Source organism: Pseudothermotoga sp., assembly GCF_031962025.1.
Taxonomy (GTDB): Bacteria; Thermotogota; Thermotogae; order Thermotogales; family DSM-5069; genus Pseudothermotoga_B.
Genome location: NZ_JAVRKW010000007.1, coordinates 33,354 through 50,588, shown reverse-complemented (window position 1 = coordinate 50,588; position 17,235 = coordinate 33,354). Strand labels below are relative to the sequence as shown.

15 protein-coding genes are annotated in these 17,235 nt (G+C 42.1%); 14 read left to right on the top strand and 1 reads right to left on the bottom strand.

Annotated elements, in window-relative coordinates; all coding sequences use genetic code 11:
• Nucleotides 1–139 precede the first annotated feature (139 nt).
• The 14 genes from AC4E92_RS06970 to AC4E92_RS06905 are packed head-to-tail and all read left to right on the top strand — an operon-like array spanning nt 140 to nt 16,711.
• Nucleotides 140–892 (top strand): ATP-binding cassette domain-containing protein, encoded by a 753-nt coding sequence (locus AC4E92_RS06970; protein WP_490239873.1) that lies wholly within the window; start codon nt 140–142, stop codon nt 890–892.
• A gap of 4 nt (nt 893–896) precedes the next feature.
• Complete coding sequence (locus AC4E92_RS06965) at nt 897–1,859, top strand: 1-phosphofructokinase family hexose kinase (RefSeq protein ID WP_490239872.1); 963 nt, start codon at nt 897–899, stop codon at nt 1,857–1,859.
• Between the two features lie 9 nt (nt 1,860–1,868).
• Nucleotides 1,869–2,315, top strand: coding sequence for a CBS domain-containing protein (locus AC4E92_RS06960; RefSeq protein ID WP_490239871.1), 447 nt, complete (start codon nt 1,869–1,871; stop codon nt 2,313–2,315).
• Entirely contained in the window at nt 2,316–3,629 is a 1,314-nt protein-coding gene (mtaB, locus tag AC4E92_RS06955) for a tRNA (N(6)-L-threonylcarbamoyladenosine(37)-C(2))-methylthiotransferase MtaB (protein WP_490239870.1), read from the top strand. It begins immediately after the preceding gene.
• The gene (locus AC4E92_RS06950) at nt 3,592–4,428 is read left to right on the top strand and encodes an aminotransferase class IV (RefSeq protein WP_490239869.1); all 837 of its coding nucleotides are present in this window, start codon (nt 3,592–3,594) and stop codon (nt 4,426–4,428) included. Before mtaB ends, AC4E92_RS06950 begins: the two co-directional genes overlap by 38 nt.
• Complete coding sequence (locus tag AC4E92_RS06945; protein ID WP_490239868.1) at nt 4,425–4,709, top strand: DciA family protein; 285 nt, start codon at nt 4,425–4,427, stop codon at nt 4,707–4,709. Before AC4E92_RS06950 ends, AC4E92_RS06945 begins: the two co-directional genes overlap by 4 nt.
• Before the next feature lie 5 nt (nt 4,710–4,714).
• A complete protein-coding gene (gyrB, locus tag AC4E92_RS06940; RefSeq protein ID WP_490239896.1) occupies nt 4,715–6,604 on the top strand; it encodes a DNA topoisomerase (ATP-hydrolyzing) subunit B in 1,890 nt (629 codons plus the stop codon).
• A complete protein-coding gene (locus AC4E92_RS06935; protein WP_490239867.1) occupies nt 6,597–7,103 on the top strand; it encodes a DUF4894 domain-containing protein in 507 nt (168 codons plus the stop codon). The genes gyrB and AC4E92_RS06935 overlap by 8 nt, the downstream gene beginning before the upstream one ends.
• Complete coding sequence (gene ftsA / locus AC4E92_RS06930; RefSeq protein ID WP_490239866.1) at nt 7,090–8,346, top strand: cell division protein FtsA; 1,257 nt, start codon at nt 7,090–7,092, stop codon at nt 8,344–8,346. Before AC4E92_RS06935 ends, ftsA begins: the two co-directional genes overlap by 14 nt.
• Nucleotides 8,347–8,365: 19 nt before the next feature.
• Nucleotides 8,366–9,430, top strand: a complete 1,065-nt coding sequence (gene ftsZ / locus AC4E92_RS06925) for a cell division protein FtsZ (RefSeq protein ID WP_490239865.1) — start codon at nt 8,366–8,368, stop codon at nt 9,428–9,430.
• A complete protein-coding gene (locus tag AC4E92_RS06920) occupies nt 9,423–11,111 on the top strand; it encodes a GspE/PulE family protein (RefSeq protein WP_490239864.1) in 1,689 nt (562 codons plus the stop codon). The genes ftsZ and AC4E92_RS06920 overlap by 8 nt, the downstream gene beginning before the upstream one ends.
• The gene (locus tag AC4E92_RS06915) at nt 11,108–12,307 is read left to right on the top strand and encodes a hypothetical protein (protein WP_490239863.1); all 1,200 of its coding nucleotides are present in this window, start codon (nt 11,108–11,110) and stop codon (nt 12,305–12,307) included. The genes AC4E92_RS06920 and AC4E92_RS06915 overlap by 4 nt, the downstream gene beginning before the upstream one ends.
• A gap of 34 nt (nt 12,308–12,341) precedes the next feature.
• Entirely contained in the window at nt 12,342–14,645 is a 2,304-nt protein-coding gene (locus tag AC4E92_RS06910; RefSeq protein WP_490239895.1) for an endonuclease MutS2, read from the top strand.
• Entirely contained in the window at nt 14,642–16,711 is a 2,070-nt protein-coding gene (locus tag AC4E92_RS06905) for a cell division protein FtsA (protein ID WP_490239862.1), read from the top strand. The genes AC4E92_RS06910 and AC4E92_RS06905 overlap by 4 nt, the downstream gene beginning before the upstream one ends.
• On the opposite strand, the gene AC4E92_RS06900 is transcribed toward AC4E92_RS06905, so the two are convergent.
• Nucleotides 16,683–17,234: a hypothetical protein gene (locus AC4E92_RS06900; RefSeq protein ID WP_490239861.1), complete on the bottom strand. Its 552-nt coding sequence runs from the start codon at nt 17,232–17,234 to the stop codon at nt 16,683–16,685. The two genes, AC4E92_RS06905 and AC4E92_RS06900, sit on opposite strands and share 29 nt — an antisense overlap.
• Nucleotide 17,235: the final 1 nt, after the last annotated feature.

Genomic DNA, 17,235 nt, shown 5'->3' with positions numbered 1-17,235 from the left:
ACAGATAGTAAACACGCAAGGGGTGAAGATATGAAAAAGAAGCAAAAGAATCCCAGAACAGTTTCGCAGTATGAGCTCCTTCGTATGTTAAAAGAAGGGGAAAAAGGTGCTGAAGAAGAGATGCGAAGGAGGATGACCCTTGTTGACGCAGAACAATCAGACTGCACCAGATCAAGAAAAGGCGTCAGAGGATCGTAGTTCCATTGAATTTCTCAATTTCTCTATGTCCATAGATGGCGTAAGTGTACTGAAGAACATCGATTTAACGGTTCAGACAGGCGAATTCACGATAGTATATGGCCCAAGAGGAGCTGGTAAATCTGCCCTGTTGAGGTCCCTTCTAAGGTTGAATAAAGAGATATACGATAACGTCGTCTGGGATGGAGAGCTAAAGATAAACGGCAAACCAGTAACCGCTTATGAGAAAAAGACCCTCAGAAGGCTCGTAACTTATATCGAACCATCCTTTGTTGAAGCGCTCGATCATTTGAGATTTGGTGAATTCATAAATTTAGTTCTATCGGAAAAACAGGTGGCATTGGACGAATTTTCATCAGAACTGGATAGGCTTGGCATTCTCAAATTACTTCGAAGAGAATTGCAGACGCCACTGAAAGAGTTTTACACGATGGAGAAGATCATGATTCTCCTTTTTGCTGCAATTGTGAGAAAATCTTCCATAATCGTTCTGGATTGTATTCTTGATCACGTTGATGACGAAACTCTTGTTCCTGTTGTTAAAGAGCTTTCAACGTTAAAAGAAGACAGAGTTGTCATATTGAGCACCAGACACAGGAATCGTTTCTTACCACTTGCAGATATTTTTGTGGTTATGAAAGATGGTAAAATAGAATATAAAGGAACACCAAGAGAGTTGATTTTGAAGAGGTGACAGCTTGAAGGTTATAACCGTTACTCTTAACCCTGCTCTGGATCGAGAGTTCATAGTTGAAGATTTTCAGGTTAATGAACTTCACAGAATAGCGCATCACAGAGATATAATGATGTCACCCGGGGGTAAGGGAATAAATGTTTCCATTGCACTTGCAAAATTGAGAGTGCAGTCTGTGGCTATTGGAATACTGGGTGGTTATATTGGACGCGTCCTTTTAGCGGAACTCGGTAAAATTAGCCCGCTGATAAGCACGAGTTTTGTGCATATAGATCAGGAAACACGCGAAAACATTTCCATAATCGATCCAAAAAACCACACCCTGACTGAGATCAATTCTCCCGGACCTGTTGTTGAAAAACACGCACTGGATCTTTTGCTAAAGCGTTACGAGATCTTTTTATCCCGTGCCGAAATGGTCGTTCTCTCTGGAAGCCTTCCTCCAAACTTTCAGGGTGACGTTTATGGAGTTTTTGCAAAGCTGGCAAAACAAAAAGCAAAGCATGTATTCATGGAAGTAGTCGACGAATATATCAAGCCTGCTCTTCAGGTACAGGTGCCGGATGTGATAAAACCAGACACAAGAGAGAAAAATGTCGTTCTTGGAAGAGAACTTTTTACCCTCGATGATTATGTTCAGGCGGCAGTTGAACTCGTCAAAATGGGATGCAGGATGTCTGTGATATCTTATCAGATAAAAAGCGATGTTGTTGCAACCAGCGACGGTGTCTGGTTGATAACCACACCACAAGATGTAGAGATTTCGAATTTGCTTGGAGCCGGTGATGCCTACATAGCAGCCATGGTTTATAAAAGGCTTTCTTCACCAGCTCATGATCTGCTCGAGGTAGCTAAGTTCGGGTACGCTGCTGCGCTGGCGAAGACGAAAAAACCACTAAAAGAGATGCCAGAGTATGAAGAGATAATGGCTTGTTTGCAGGATTGTCAAGTTGAGAGACTTCGGTAGGTGGTTTAAATGCGAGTGTTTGATATCATGGTCAGAGATGTTACAGCAGTTACCAAGGATGAGACTGTCGGTAATGTTTTGAAAATAATGGCAAGCCAGCTTCTTTCAGGTATACCAGTTGTCTCAGAAGACATGCACGTGATTGGTTTTGCAAGTGAGAGTGATATAATCAAAGCCGTTGTTCCCAGTTATTTTTCTCTTTTGCAATCTACGTCGTTCATACCAGATATGAATCAGTTTTTAAAAAACGCTGTTCTTATAAAGGACAAACCCATATCGGAATACATGACGCACCCACCGGTTGTAGTCAACGAAAATGCCATGCTGGTACACGTTGCTGACATCATGATTCGATACAATACCAAGACAATACCAGTTATAGATGACCAGGGAAGGCTTGTTGGGATCGTCAGCAGAACAAATATTCTCAAAGCAGCGATGGAAGGGGCTCTTTGAGTGAAAAAGGTTTATGTAACATTTCTTGGCTGTAAAGTCAACCAGTATGAAGCCGAGTACATGATTGAAAAACTCGAGCAAAATGGTTTTGTTGTCTCACCGCACCCTTCAAAGGCGGATCTCTGTGTCCTGAACACCTGCATGGTTACTTCAGAAGCTTCCAGAAAGTCAAGGCAGATACTTCGAAAATTGAGAAAACTCAATCCCAAAGCTTTGATAATTGCAACCGGGTGTTACGCGCATTTACAGCAACAGGAGCTCTTAGAGATAGGAGCAGATCTGGTACTTGGTAACAACGAGAAAAAGGATCTGACCGATTACATAAAAAGATATCTTCAGCAATCAGAGACAAAAGTCGTGAATGTTTCAGAACCGGTGCGTGAAGTAGATGAAAAAGTTCAGAATTTTCTGTCTGACAGGACCAGGGCGTACATAAAGGTAGAAGATGGCTGTAATGAGTTTTGCAGCTATTGTATCGTTCCTCTGGCGCGAGGACATCGGATAAGGTCCAAATCCGTCGAAAAGGTGGTTGACGAAGCAAGAACGCTTCTGGGAAATGGTTACAGGGAGATCGTTCTGACTGGAATCAATCTGGGTAAGTACGGTGTGGATCAGCAAACAAATCTTGCCGAGCTTTTGAAAACCATGCTGGAAAAATTGTCTGGTGATTTTAGAATCAGATTGAGTTCTTTAAATGTTCAGGATATAACCGGCGAGCTGATAGAGGTATTTGCACAGAGCGATAGAATCTGCCCACACTTACACATTCCCATGCAGAGCGGGTCGAATGAGATCTTATCGAAGATGAACAGAAAGTACACCGTTGAGGAAGCCTATGGAATATTTGATAGATTGAGAGAGATTAACCCGGACTTTTCAATTACAACGGATATAATAGTCGGCTTTCCTGGTGAAACAATCGGTGACTTCAAACAAACTCTTGAAATGGTTAACAGGGCTGTTTTTTCAAGAGTACATGTTTTCAGATACTCTGCCAGACCAGGAACGGTTGCATCGAGATTCGATCATCAGATACCGCCTGGTGAAAAAGAACGCAGAAGCAAGGAATTGTCTAAGGTCGTTGAGGAAGTCTCAAGAATGTATCGAGAAAAAAGCATCGGAAAGCTGAGAAAGGTTCTGGTCGAACAGAACAGGTCCGGTATATCTTCGGGCTACGATGAATACTATGTCCGCCATGAATTCACAGGTGGTTGTATCGGAAATTTTGAAACTGTTATGCCAAAGCGTGTAAATGGTGCAGGGGTGGTGTCAACACTTGCTGGTTTGGAAGGGTCAATGGCTAAGGAAGCATGAAGCGAGTTTACCGATTGATGAGCCAGGAGTACTTTATGGAGGTATACCGTACGAAACACTTAGGACCTACCAGAAAAGGTTGTTTGCCGCAAAGTTTCATTATGAAAGGCTATCAGTTTCTGCAGCTTATTTAGGTATGAAAGTCCCTGTTGAGTATGAACGCTTTCGCCAGATTATTTTGCAGGGCATAGAGAACTTTGAAGACGATGTATCGATAAGGGTATTGCTTTTACCGCGCGGAGAAATCAGCGCTTTTAAATACCAGCTTCATGCAGGCGAACTGATTATTTACATGGATCAGCTGAGGGTTTTTAAGAAAGAAGAAAAAATCCAGGTAAAGCTCAGCAATATAAGAAAAATCGATAGTTGTGCGACACCGGCTGATTTAAAAGTCGTTGGTAGAACAGATATCTTGCTTGCAAAATCCATGAAAGGCAATGCATACGATGTGTTGATGCTTGGCAGTAAAGGACAGCTCTGCGAAGGGACCTTTACCAATGTATTTCTTGTGAAAGACAATCGCATCGTGACTCCAGATCTTGAAAGTGGTATTTTGCCAGGTATAACCAGAAAAAATGTAATAAGCCTGTGCAAATCTTTAAAAATCGGGATTGAAGAGCGCTGGGTTGAACCATCGGAACTCTATGGGGCTGATGAAGTTTTTCTCACTCACACCAGCAGAGGTATTGTGCCGGTCGATGAACTTGATGGCTGGAGAAAATACTCAAAATCTGTTGGATTATTTCTGTCAGAGAAATTTGAGGATCATATAAAAACCATAGAGGAAAACTGGATATGAAGAAAATAGGCGAAATTTTCGATTCGCTTTCATCTAAAAGCGATGTTTTCAAGCAATTGAGATTTAGAATAGCTCTGTCGGATTTGAGAGATTTTCTTGGTGAATCGCTTGCTCGGCATTGTAAATTTGTGGAGTACCGTGATGGTGTAATCTTTTTTGAGTGTGATGATACCATGTGGCTCACAGAAGCGAATTTTATGAAAAGAAAACTTAGAGAGAAAATAAAGCAGGTTTTTCCAGATCAGCAAATCGTTGACGTGGTTTTCAGGAGGTGCAAGTAGTGGCTATAGAATATGGTGCGGAAAGCATTCAGATCCTGAAGGGTCTTGAGGCAGTCAGAGTAAGACCCGGTATGTACATAGGCTCCACGGGTAAAAGTGGACTGCATCATCTTGTATACGAAATTGTCGATAACAGCATAGATGAAGCCATGGCTGGTTTTTGCAGTGTAATTCGTGTTACCCTTTTCGAAGACGGATCTGTGGAAGTTGAAGACAACGGTAGAGGTATCCCTGTAGATATTCATCCAGAGACAGGCAAGAGTGCTCTTGAAGTTGTAATGACGACTCTACATGCCGGTGGAAAGTTCTCAAAAAACGTGTATAAAGTCAGTGGAGGACTGCACGGTGTGGGAGCCTCGGTAGTCAATGCCCTGTCTGAGCAGCTTGAAGTGTGGGTACACAGAGACGGAAAGATATATTACCAGAAGTATTCAAGAGGAGTACCTCAATGTCCAGTTACAGTGGTTGGTGAAACCGATAGAACAGGAACGATAACACGTTTCAAACCAGACGGACAGATATTTTCCACGCTGGAGTTTGATCCAAACATAATAGAAAGCAAACTCAGAGAACTGGCATTTCTCAACCCGGGACTGAAGATTATCTTTGAAGATAAGATCAACGAATACTCCAACACCTTTCAATACAGAGGCGGACTGAAAGAATATATAAAGTTCTTAGCACAGAATGATAAGCCTTTGCACGATGTGATCGAAATATCCGGTGAATACGAAGAAGTACTTGTAAATATAGCCATTTTGTACACCGAAGCATATGAGCAGGAGAGGATCTATTCGTATGCAAACAACATAAGAACCATTGACCACGGCACTCATGTAACGGCTTTCAAAAATACAATCACAAAGATGCTCAATGAGTATGGAAAATCACTTGGAGTTTTGAAAAAAGACGAATCCTTTCAGGGTGAGGATGTGCGTGAGGGTTTAACAGCGGTGATAAGTGTGTTTTTGAAAGATCCAGAGTTCGAGGGGCAAACAAAATCAAAACTCGGAAATGAAAGTGCAGGCTCTGCTGTCTCCAAGGTTTTGAGGGATAAACTTTCGGAGTATTTTGAACTCAACAAATCTGTGCTGAAAGTCATACTCGATAAAGTGGTTAAAACCATGCAATCTCGCGAAGCTGCCAGAAAAGCACGAGAACTGGTCAGAAGAAAAAACGCAATGGAGAATTTGTCGCTCCCTGGAAAACTCGCTGATTGTGTCTCATCAGATGTTGAAAAATCCGAATTGTTCATAGTTGAAGGAGACTCGGCTGGAGGTTCGGCAAAGCAGGCACGCGATAGAGAATATCAGGCAATTTTACCGCTGAGAGGAAAAATTCTAAATGTTGAGAAATCATCAATTCAAAAACTGCTATCCAATGAAGAGATCAAAAACATAATCGTGGCTGTGGGTACAGGCATTGGAGACAGTTTTGATATATCTAAACTTCGCTATGGAAAGATCATAATTATGACTGATGCCGATGTGGATGGCGCTCACATCAGAACACTGCTATTGACATTTTTCTTCAGATACATGAAACAGCTCATTGAAGAGGGAAAGATATACATTGCTGTTCCTCCTCTTTACAAAGTCAATTTTGACTCCAGGTCGACCTATTTATATACCGAGGACGATTTCAAAGCCTTGAAAAAAGAACTTGGAGATACAAGAAAGATAGAAGTTCAAAGGTACAAAGGTCTGGGAGAAATGAATCCAGAGCAATTGTGGGAAACCACCATGAATCCTCAAACAAGAAAGCTCATCAGAGTTGATATCGAGAATGCCGAAGAAGCTGACAGGCTTTTCAATCTGTTAATGGGTGAAAATCCTTCAGAAAGAAGAAGTTTCATAGAAAAACATGCTCTGAAGGTGACCTATTTGGATGTATAATCCAGATAAAGCGATAATAACCCTGGGACTTTTCTTAGTTTTTATTTTTTTCTTTGTTGCTTTAAGGTTTTCACCTGTTTTACATCGTGCTTCAAACAACAATGTACCGGCTTATCTTGTGTCTTACAAAAATAGAATCTGGTGGATATCACAGAATGGAAAACTTTTGTACACGGCAGCTTTAGCCGATGTTTTGAAAAAGGCAGTTGTAAGTGGTGCAGATATAAGAGAACTGTCTGTGAGCAAAGGTTCTCTTGAGATCATAGCAAAACTGAAAGATGCCCTGAATGATCCGTGTGTTACAGAGATAAAATTGAACCAAAAATGTGCAATTCTTTTAAAAGGTGTTGTATTATATTTTAGTGACTGGGAAGATTTGGTAAATCACGTTTCACTTTTGAAAGACTTAATCTTGGTGATGGAGCCAAAAGCTGAATATTTTCTGACTTCAAGCGGGCTTGTTTACAAGATCAGAGGTGGTGGCGGTGAGGAAAAGTGAAAATTACGTCTCGATTGACATCGGTTCGCATTCTACGAAGGGTTTGGTTATCTCCAGGACGGCTGAGGGCTATGAGCTGCTTGCGCATTTTGATTTGAAGACCCGCGGGATAGATGGTGGGGATATAAGGGATGCCATCTCTTTGCAGGATACGCTGAATCAATTGATCACTCAGATAGAAGAGGTTGTAAATTTGAATCGAACAAATATCATCATATCCTCGAGTTGTGGTAAATTCGCGCTTCATGATGTAAAAAAGGAGTACATCGTATCTGACAATGAAAAGAAAACAGTCGATGAAGCGATGGTCGAGATGTTAAAGCAGTCTGCCATCGATGAGTTCGGTGACAATTATCAGGTTTTGCATATATACCCAAAAAGATACATAATCGACAAAACAAAGAGCGTGTTCAATCCCGTTGGTATGCCTGCAAAGCATCTTGAGGTAGAATTGACCGTTGTGACAGTTGATAGATCTTCCAGCTCTCTTTTTGAATTTCTGCAAGATGCAATCTCACAGGATTTTGATTTTGCAGCATCTGTTGTTTCAGGAGCAGAAGGTGTGCTAACAGACACTGAAAAAGAGAGCGGCGTATGCGTTGTCGAACTGGGACATTCTAACACAACGGTTCTTGTTTATTCAATGGGAGTTCCCATCAGACTCGAGACAATACCATTGGGTATGAAGCACGTTATTAAAGACATTTCCATAGTTTTCAATACCTCTATCGATGAAGCGGAAAGACTCCTCAAAACTCACGGGAGTGCCATATACGGAGAGCCGAGTTTTGGTCAGCAATCCATTGAATTCAAAGGACTTGATGGTAGAACTTCCAGAAGTATGACCAAGGATGAGTTGGCAAAGGTCATACACGCACGGCTCAGGGAAATCCTCACCAAAGTGAGAAGAGTTTACAGAGAAATCTGCTCGATTGTACCAGAATTTGCTCCAAGAGGTTTGCCGGGTGGCATAGTTCTTCTCGGTGGGGGTGCCAAGGTACCAAGACTGTTGGATCTGGCGTTAGATGTGTTCAAGAGTCCTGTCAGAATAGGCACATACAATACTTCTACCAATGTACTCATTAAGGATTCAGACGAAGTTCTGGACGATCCAGTTTATGCGTCGGTACTGGGTGGATTTGTATCTTTAATCGAAGCTGGGTCTGTCACAGAATCGCCGAAGAAAGAATCAAATGAAGGTTTTTTCAAAAGGCTCGTTGAGATATTCAAAAATCTCTGGTAATACCAGGGAGGTTGATAATATGGCTTTTGAGCTTGGTAAATCAAAGACAAACAATACGGATAAATTCACGAAAAAAAGAGTTCCAGTGATAAAGGTCGTTGGTGTTGGAGGAGCCGGCAACAACGCCATTAACAGAATGGTTGAGATTGGCATCAGAGATGTCACCTTTATTGCTGTGAACACTGATGTTCAGGTTCTGGAAGAAAATAAAGCCGATATAAAAATACAGATCGGTGAGAAGAGAACCAGAGGTTTGGGAGCAGGGGGAGATCCGAGAACCGGAGAGGAAGCAGCTCAGGAAAGCCGCGAAGAACTTGAACAAATGCTTCAGGACACCGATATGCTGTTCATAACCGCCGGTTTTGGTGGAGGTACAGGAACCGGAGCGACACCTGTGATAGCAGAGATCGCAAAGAGTATGGGAATTTTAACAGTTGCCGTGATAACAACACCATTTTACTTTGAAGGCAAAGAGCGATGGTCTGCAGCTATAGAAGGTTTAAAGAGACTCAGAAAGAGTGTTGACACTCTGATCAGGATTTCGAACAACAAACTGCTGGAAGAGCTACCTTCAGATGTGACTGTTGTCAACGCCTTTTTGAAGGCAGATGAAACACTTCATCAAGGTGTCAAGGGTATTTCAGAGCTGATCACAAAGAGAGGATATATCAACTTGGACTTTGCAGATGTTGAATCGGTTATGAGAGACGCAGGTGCTGCAATGCTCGGCATCGGCATCGGCAAAGGAGCTAATAGAGCTATCGAAGCTGCAAAGAGAGCTATGGAAAGTAAATTGATGGATCGACCAGTAGAAAATGCCGGAGCGATTATTTTAAACATCTCTGCTCCAAAAACCGTTCAGCTCCGTGAAATGCACGCTGCTGCAGCTATCATACGTCAGAGTTGCAGTGAAGACGCAGATGTGAAATTTGGTTTGATAATCGATGAAGAGCTGCCGCAGGATGAGATGCGTGTAACGCTCATAGCCACGGGATTTGACGATGAGGACAGTTATCTGTTCCCGGAAAGTGAGATCCCGGCTGTTTACAGAATGGGACTGGAGGATATAAATACCAATGGATAAACCACGGTACAAAAGACTTGGTGAGATTCTAATTGAAAAAGGGTTGGTAACAAGAGAAGAACTGTCAAGGGCTTTGGAAGAACAGCGCAAGAACAGAAAAGCCCTTGGTGAAATTCTGGTTGATATGGGTCTGATAACATGGGAACAGATCACCGATGCTCTGAGTGATCAGTACAATGTTCCCGTGCTTAGAGATCCACCCAAAACAATACCAGTTGAGATACTCAGAAGTATACCGCGGGCAATGATAGACGAATTGAGAGTCATACCGGTGGATAAACAATCTGACAGATTGGTCGTCATAACAGACAGCGTTTATAATCTGTCGAGAATTACAAGTGAGATCAAATTTCTGACCGGCAAGGATCCCGTTGTTTATCTTGTAACTCCAACGATTTTTTCATTGCTTTACGCCCAGCACATTCAGGGTGCACCAATGGCTCTGGCAGAAGAGCTTCCAGCAGAGCAAGTCGAGCCTGTCAGTGAAGAAGTGGCTGAAGAGACTCTCGCCGAAGCGGAAGCACCTGTTGTTAGAATGGTCAACGCGATAATTCAGAGAGCTGTTCAAATGGAGGCAAGTGATATTCATATCGAGCCATTTAGAAACTATGTGCGCGTACGCTATCGTGTAGATGGATTGCTGAGGAAAATCACTGACTATTCCAAGGTGCAGCACAGCGCTGTTGTGACAAGGGTAAAAATCATGGCTGGTCTTGATATATCCGAAAAAAGATTACCACAGGATGGAAAGTTTTACATGAACATACAGGGTGAACAATATGATTTTAGAGTTTCAACCATGCCGTCGGTGCACGGTGAAAAAGTGGTTATGAGAATACTCAAAGTCTCTGGTGCGTACAAGCAGTTAGAGGACCTCGGTTTCAGTGAGTTCAATTACAAGAAGATATCAGATCTTTTGAAAAGACCAAACGGGATAATTCTCATAACAGGACCAACAGGCAGTGGAAAATCAACCACGCTTGTTGCAATGATAAACAAACTCAAAGACATAACCGTCAACATAATAACAGCCGAAGATCCCGTGGAGTACACAATAGATGGAGTTACACAGTGTCAGGTTAATCCCGAAATAGGTTTGACTTTTGCAAGGTATTTAAGATCGTTTTTAAGACAGGACCCAGATATAATAATGATCGGAGAAATGAGAGACAAAGAAACCGCAAGTCTTGCCATCGAAGCATCCTTAACGGGTCATTTGGTGTTGAGTACTTTACACACTAACAGTGCAGCAGCCGCGATAGACAGAATGGTGAATATGGGAATAGACAGGCACATGATCAGCACATCGCTCATCGGCGTGATAAGCCAGCGACTTGTCAGAAAACTGTGCGAGAACTGCAGAGTAAAGACAGAACTGAGAAAAGAGTACTTAGAAATGTGGAAAGCAGCTTTTCCTGATATCGAACCAGTTGAATACACCGCAGGAAGTGGTTGCCCTGAGTGCGGCGGTAGCGGGTACAAAGGTCGTGTTGCAATTGGAGAGGTCCTGGTTATAACTCGAGATGTGAAAGACGCAATAATTGCAGGTGGTGGTGAAAGGGAAATATACGATTTGGCTTTGCAAAAGGGTATGCGTCCAATGTTCATAGATGGATTTGAGAAAGTGCTCAGGGGGATTACCTCGTTTGATGAAGTGCTCAGGGTGACTTCAGGCATATGAGATATTTTTCAAAAGATCCGGAGGAATGGAAAAAAAAAGAGCAGCAATTTCTGCAGCGTGAGAAAGAAAAGACTCGCAATTACCGCAGGCAGGGAATATACTTTTTGATTTTGAATATTGTCATTGTGTTGATATTCTTTCTCGGTCTCAGGATGTATTATGGTCAATTCCCAAGTCAAAGTTCCCAGCAGAACCAGCTCATCATTCAGGTTGATACTCCATACGTCTCTGGTACACCACTTGATGTGAAAGTACGGCTTTACAACAATCAAAACAAATCAAGAGAAGTTGTCATCTCTGGTTTCAATTTTCAGATCTTGAGTGATGAGGCAGCCGTATACAGTTTTTCTCAGAAAGACAGTGTGAAAACAACACTGGATGCTTTCGCAAGTCGCTTGCTGTTTGATCTCAAAAGAGAGGTTGAACTCAATTCCCTTCGCTCCGGTGAGTACAGGATAGTTGTAAAAGTAAAAGTGAATGAACAGGAGATCTCTGCCACTAAATCATTTGTAAGCGTCGAAAAGTACCAGATTCTGGTCGATGGGTTACTCGATTTCTACCTGGTCGGTGAAACCGTGAAAAGTTCAATATATATCGTGAACAACACAGCAACTGTGAGAGATTTACAGGTCCAACATGTGAAACTTTTACTGAAAGAAAGTGATCAAACAATCTGGCAAAGAGAATTTCAGATTCAATCTAAATGGTCACAGGTTGGCATAGGAAAAGATGTGAGAGTTTTAGATCAGGTTGAATTTCCCTTTGAACGCGATGGACGTTACGTGCTCACAGTTCAATGTTCCGTGAATGGCTCTCTCACCTCTGTTTCACTGCCCGTAATATGTGTGCGCGATTATGAAAAAGATTTGAAAAAGATAAAGATCTACTCTGATGTTCCAAAATTGATCAATGTACGCGACCAGATGGCTTTTTCTGTTTATTTACAAAATACGACGAATAAAGATCTTTTTTTGGTATTGGACAAAATCGATGTAACCCTGCCACCATCTGCGCTGAGTTATCAGAAGCGCTCGGTGAGAGTCTGGCTTGAGCCTTATTCGCAGTACGAGATTTTCAAGTTTCTGCCGTGGAATGCGCCTGTTATGACAAAACCTGGAATTTACAAGCTCACAGTCGAAGTGGTCTGCGGTTCAGATTCTAAGCAGTTTGAAAATTCCATACAGGTTGTAGAATAATAGTCGTTGGAGTTGTAATGGAGGTGCTTGGAAAATAGAAGTTTACAGCCTTGAAAAACTCGATTTTTATAGAGTGATCGACCTGATAGAGAAATTCGCTCTCAGTGATGTTGGAAAACAGTTTCTCAGAAACCTGAAGCCTGTCGATAATCCCCATTCAGAGCTCAGAATGGTTGATGAAATGATTGAACTCGTCAAGAGCGAGCAGCAGATATTTCCTTCAAATTTCTCTGAAATCGACATCCAGCAGATACTCAGCAAAGTGAGACAGGCTCAGATTCTTGAACCAGAGGAACTGCTCAGGGTTTCAAGTGCTCTTTCAATTGTCAAGACAGTGAAGAAAAACATATCAGATCTTGAGGACAGTGGTTTTATAAAAGAGCTTGCCAGATCTCTTACAGTACATGATGAAATCATCTTTGAAATACACAGGTGTGTGTCTGAGGATGGATCAATAAGAGACAGCGCATCAGAAAGATTGAAACAACTGAGAATCGAATACAGACGATTGTCGGAACAACTTCGAAAAAAGGCAGAAAGCTTTGTCAACACAAACAGAACGTATTTGCAAGAACCCATCGCAACCTTGAGGGATGGCAGACATGTTTTTCCCGTAAAGGCAACCCACAGATCGCAAATTAAAGGCATAGTTCATTCCGTTTCTTCTTCGGCTGCAACTTACTTTGTTGAGCCCGAGGAATTCGTTTCTCTGAACAATGAACTGAAAGAACTGAAAGAAAAAGAGCAGGAGGAAATAAACAAAATCCTGCGAAATCTCACTTTGAGTGTACTTGAACGCATAGAAAAGATAGAGCAGGACATATCGACTCTGGCTCATCTGGACAGTCTGTATGCGAGAGCTGTTTTTGCACACCGTTATGATGCACATGTGATATACCCATCGAATGAGATGGAAATAAAATTGATCTTGGCTAAACATCCATTGATTGAAAAACAAAAGGTCGTGCCAGTCGATATTGTCCTTCCAAGCCACAAATGCGGCTTGGTATTGACTGGACCGAACACAGGTGGTAAAACTGTCTCGCTCAAAACCGTTGGACTTTTTTGTTCCATGATGATGTCAGGTTTCCCCATACCGTGTGATGAGAACTCCGTGCTCCCTGCATTTTCAAAGATCGTAGTCGATATCGGTGATGAGCAGGACATCAAGCAGAATCTGAGCACCTTTTCATCTCACATAGTGAATGTCATCAAGGCATTAAAGATCGCCGATCCACAAACACTCGTTTTACTCGACGAACTCGGATCAGGCACCGATCCAGTCGAAGGAGCTGCCTTAGGGCTTTCTATAATACAGAAACTCAAAGAATCTGGTTGCAAATTCGTCATCACCACTCATCTGACACCAATTAAAATCTATGCCGCAAGTGATGAAAAACTTGTGAGCGCCTCTGTTGAATTTGACCCGCAAACTCTTGAGCCGACTTTTCGCATTTTGATGGGTGTACCCGGTGCCTCTCATGCATTTGAGATCGCAAGAAGACTTGGACTTGATGAATCCGTTTTGCAACAGGCTCAAGAATTCATTGGACAGGAATACATGAACGTTGAGAAAACCATTGAAAAATACCAGGAACAAACTGCGATGCTCCGTCAAAAGATTCAGGAATTAGAAAACGAGAAAGCGAAAATCGAAAAGTTAAAGGCAGAGTACGAGGCAAAATACGATGAGCTTAAAAAGAAAAAGATAGAAGAGCTCGATGAAGAACTGAAAAAAACTTATAACCAGATAAAGGAGATGAAAAAACAGATCGATGAAGCTATCAATAACGTCAGAAAGAAGAATCAGGACCTGGATGCGCTCAAAACGGCAGCCAAGCTTTTCGAACAGCAGTCAAAAACTGTCAGAGAACTGGAACTTGTAAAAGATCAGGTTTGTGAACCTCTGTCGGTGGGAGATACCGTACGACTTAAAAATGGTCAGGCTATCGGAAGGATTGTAGGTACAAAGGGTGAAAAATTCGTCGTTGATTTCAATGGAATAAGAATAGAAGCACATCCTCGGACCTTGGTGAGAGCTTTAGCAGAAAAAAGAGAGTCATTGACAGTTGACTTCAAAAGTACCTTCAATGGTCTGGGTAAACCAGAGATAGATGTGCGTGGATTGACAGTGGATGAAGCTGAACCGGTGATAGAAGATTTCATTGACAAATTGATCTTATCTGATTTCAAGATCGGTTATGTGATTCACGGAAAGGGAACGGGCAGGCTTGCCGTCGGAATATGGGAAATACTCAGACGCGATGGCAGAGTGAAAAAATACCGATTTGGTACACCCGCTGAAGGTGGTACAGGGGTAACTGTCGTGGAGGTGTGAGTTTGATTTTTGCGCTTGATGTTGGAACAAGAAAGGTAGCCGGCTTGATCGGTTATATTGAAGATGATGTTCTCAATGTTCTGGATTTTGAGACAGTTGAGCATCCTGCGCGAAACATGCTCGATGGTCAGATACATGACATAAAGGGTGTTGCAAAAGTCATCGAGACAGTTAAAAAAAGACTTGAAGAGAGAAACGAAGTGAAACTGAATGAAGTTGCAGTTGCAGTAGCTGGTAGATTTCTCAAAACGGTGGTTCTCGAAGCAGAGATGGATTTCTCAAAAGATCTGATCGATGAAGATACAATTAAAGAACTTGAAATGAAGGCTGTATCTCAGATTCCATCGAGTGATGAGAGCGGCTCTGAGCTGCATTGTGTTGGATATTCAGTTATAGAATACCGGCTTGATGGTTTATGGATAAAAAGCTTGGTCGGTCACAGAGGAAAAAAGCTCTATGTTCGTATTGTTGCCGCGCTTTTACCCGTACAGGTCGTTGATGCCATGATCGCTGCATTGCACAGAGCTGGTTTGAGACCTTCTTTTTTGACGCTCGAGCCCATGGCGGCTTTGGAAATAGCTGTGCCGGATGATCTGAGGATACTCAATATTGCGCTGGTTGATATCGGTGCTGGAACAAGTGATATCGCAGTGGCAAAGGGTGGAACAATAGTTGGGTATGACATGGTTCCCATGGCTGGTGATGAGATCACCGAAGTTGTCGCTCAAACCTATTTGCTCGATTTTCTCTCGGCTGAAAAAGTGAAAAGAGCCATCAACGATCAGATGTCTTTTGAAACAGTCGATGTAACAGGTAATAAAATAGTTGTCGACAGATCTTCTGTTTTGAAAGCGATCTCACCCACCGTAGAGATGATCGCAAAAAGTATAGCCGAGAAAATCAAGCAACTCAATCTCACCAGACCGAGTGCCGTGTTTCTAGTCGGTGGAGGTGCAAAGTTGAAATACCTTCAGGATGAGCTGGCACGCGCACTCGATTTACCAATAGAAAGAGTTGCACTGAGAACAGTTGAGGAATTAGCGAGGATCAAAAGTTTGAGAGAAGACTTCAAAGGTAGCGAATATGTCACACTTGCCGGCATAGCCTACATAAGCACGCGCAGCTCTGGCAGTATATACGACACAGTGACCTTAAATGGTGAAAGAATGAGGTTGATTAAAATTGGCCAAAACCAGAGTATCTTGCAGCTTTTAATCCAAAAAGGCTTCAAATTCACAGAAATCTTTGGCGTACCACAAAACGCAATCGTCTTTGAAGTCAACGGTGAGACCCGAATGATACCAGCAAAGATCTTGGGTGGTATGAAGGCTTTTTTGAACGGAGTAGAGGTTCCACTGCACCATGTTGTTAGAAATGGCGATGAAATAGTTGTAAAGCGCAATGAGGATGAGAAACCCGTTGAACCAAAGGTTCGAGATTTTGTAAAACAAATAATCGTTGAAGTCGACCAGCAAGAATTTGCAAGGTTCTGGCCCAGAATTTCGATCAACGGTGAACTGATAGAAAATTTAGACCATCCAATCAAAGATGGTGACAGGATATCTGTTCAATATCCAGATGCTGAGCAGATCAGAAAGATGATCAGTGAAAAGACCGGTTTTGTGAACTATTCTATAAACGGCGAAAGCAAAACGATTCAAAAGGTCTTTTTTGAACTCAAAAGCATTGAAGATGGTGAAAAAGAACAAAAATTCACCTTTAAAACGCGCAGAATAAAGATAAAAGACGTCTTACCAGAGTACGAACCGATAAGAGTCTTCTTCAACGACGAAGAAGTCGTTCTATCTCCTGTGAACAGTGTAGTTCTTGTGAATGGTGAATATGCTTCTGTAGACTCAGAGTTGACAGAAGGAATGGAAATAGAGTGTTCACTATGGCAGCCTATCGTCGCAGATGTTCTTGCAAAGGTCGATCTGAAAACAGACGGCATTACAGACTATAAAATCTTTCTAAACGACATGCCGGTCAGCTTTGCTCAAAAAGTCAGTCAAAATGACAGAATACGATTCGAGGGTATTAAAAAGGTTCAACAAGCCCAACCATAAATCTCACTCTGCCATTTAAAAGATCCAGGCTCAAAAAGAGTTTGTCGATGAAATTTCTTGGCGGAGTTACAAAAAACTTTGCAGAGGCATAAACCGCCTTTGTAAAATCAAAATTACTGCCAAATGGGTACAAAAAACCAAAGCACAAAAGCAGATTTTCATGTTCAAACTCACCAAATACTCCTGCAGAAAAAGAGAACTTCCAAGTGGTATCAGTTGAAGAATCAGATGGAAAATTGCCATACATCATAGCAACAGAAGGTCCAAAAGCCATGTTTGAAATTTTGTACAACGGTATTTTCCCCAACACCTCAAGATTGTACAGGTTTGTGGTTGTGCCCTCTATGGTTCTGGCAAGATCAAAATCGAATCCAGCATCGATCGAATAAGAGTTGTCGATCAACCCACCAGACAGATTCCATCCTGTTATGTTCCAGAAAACTACACCACCACCAATTACCCAGTCAGTTGCAAAAACTGAACAGGTGAAAAGTATAGCCAACAAGATGAAGGTTTTTTTCACT

Bases quoted from the DNA above. Each gene is read 5' to 3' on its own strand.
- AC4E92_RS06960 (WP_490239871.1), top strand. From the start codon at position 1,869: ATGCGAGTGTTTGATATCATGGTCAGAGATGTTACAGCAGTTACCAAG.
- AC4E92_RS06945 (WP_490239868.1), top strand. From the start codon at position 4,425: ATGAAGAAAATAGGCGAAATTTTCGATTCGCTTTCATCTAAAAGCGAT.
- AC4E92_RS06935 (WP_490239867.1), top strand. From the start codon at position 6,597: ATGTATAATCCAGATAAAGCGATAATAACCCTGGGACTTTTCTTAGTT.
- ftsZ (WP_490239865.1), top strand. From the start codon at position 8,366: ATGGCTTTTGAGCTTGGTAAATCAAAGACAAACAATACGGATAAATTC.
- AC4E92_RS06920 (WP_490239864.1), top strand. From the start codon at position 9,423: ATGGATAAACCACGGTACAAAAGACTTGGTGAGATTCTAATTGAAAAA.
- AC4E92_RS06915 (WP_490239863.1), top strand. From the start codon at position 11,108: ATGAGATATTTTTCAAAAGATCCGGAGGAATGGAAAAAAAAAGAGCAG.